This window comes from Kribbella sp. NPDC048837 (genome assembly GCF_055586945.1).
Map to the genome: position 1 here is coordinate 1 of NZ_JBVJHF010000031.1, position 1,447 is coordinate 1,447.

A 1,447-nucleotide genomic window follows, 5' to 3' on the forward strand; every position below is an offset into this window, starting at 1 on the left:
CATGGCTCCCTTCTGTGTCAAGAGGCGGCGGGCAGCGGGGTCGTAGGCTGTTGTTCGGCGGGTCCGGGAAGTGGCTTGTCCGAAGAGCCGGCGTTGGGATGTGAGCCGGTCGCGCTGGAGTCAGAGTCGTTTCCCTGTTGCCCTCCCGGGCCCGTCCTCGACTGCGTTGCAGTGGTGCGGACGGTGTCGTTGAGCATCTGCTGGTAGACGATGTCGGAGAGTCTGCGTTTGACGCAGCGCATGGCTTCCATGGGTGCTTTGCCGTCGGCCTTCTTGCGTTCGTAGTAGTCCCGACCCGGAGTGGGGTTGCGGAGTTGGACGCGCGCCATGGTGTGCAGGACGCGGTTGATCTGTCGGTTTCCTGCGCGGGAGAGCCGGTGGCGGACCTGGTCGCCGGAGGAGGCGTCGATGGGTGCGGTGCCGTTCCAGGAGGCGAAGTGCGCCTTGTCTGGGAAGCGGGTGATGTCGCCGACCTCGACCAGCAGCCGGGCTGCGCCGGTGGGTCCGATGCCGGGCAGGTCGAGCACGGTCGTGCCAGTGGCGGCGAGGAGACCGGTGAGTTCGGTGTTCGCGGCCTTCTTGCGCTGGTAGATCCGTTCCAGGTCCGCGATGAGCTCGGCGGCGACGCGGCGGCGGGTCTTGCCGACTGCGTCTCGGGGTCGGACCTTGGCTAGCAGGGCCTTGGCCTGCGCGGCTGACAACGACCTCTTGGCTCCGCCTGGGATCAGGTCGAGCAGCAGTTGGTGCAATTGGGAGACCTTGCGGGTGTGCTCCTCGCCCAGCGACCGACGGCGGTCGACCAGGATCCGCAGCACCTCCAGTTGCTCGTCGTTGACCACCGGGCGCAGGCCGGCCATCCGGGTCCCGACCAGCGCGACGGAGTGGGCGTCGGTGGCGTCGGTCTTGCGACCCTGACCGGTGGCGAAGACCCGGGCCCGGGCTGAGAGCTTCGGCGGGACGTCGACGACCTCCTCACCGTCGGCCAATAGCCGCACGGCGATGTGCTTGCCGATCCCGGCGCAACCCTCGATCGCCCAGACCCGGTCCGGCCACTGCCGCGCGTGGCGCAGCATCGCGGCGTAGCCATCCCGGTCGGTGCCGAACCGGCCCTCGCCGACGATGGTCTCGTCGGCGGTCATCACCTCGATCGTCGCTGAGCGCTTGTGCGGGTCCATCCCCACGACCACACGACCTGTTCCCTGTGGTGCTGAGCCCATGAGGTCCTCCGATGCTCGATCCAGCGTGGTTGTCGAGCCGGGAGGGCAACGCTGCTTCGAGTGCGACAAACCCTTCTTGAGCCTCTCCTGGCCCTGGCGACGCCCGGGCTACACAGGCCAAATGAGAGCCACACGACCAGCGTGGGCAGCCGCGATGAGAGCGACAGCCCGGGCGCCTGGACCGAGCCTCGCCAGGCACCGGTCCTGAGTCAATGGAACAAGCAGCCGCG

General features: G+C 68.3%; 1 protein-coding gene. It reads right to left on the reverse strand.

Going from position 1 to position 1,447, the window contains the following annotated elements:
* Positions 1-17: 17 nt before the first annotated feature.
* Positions 18-1,175, reverse strand: coding sequence for an IS110 family RNA-guided transposase (locus tag ACZ6O0_RS44450; RefSeq protein ID WP_465771178.1), 1,158 nt, complete (start codon positions 1,173-1,175; stop codon positions 18-20).
* Between the last annotated feature and the right edge of the window lie 272 nt (positions 1,176-1,447).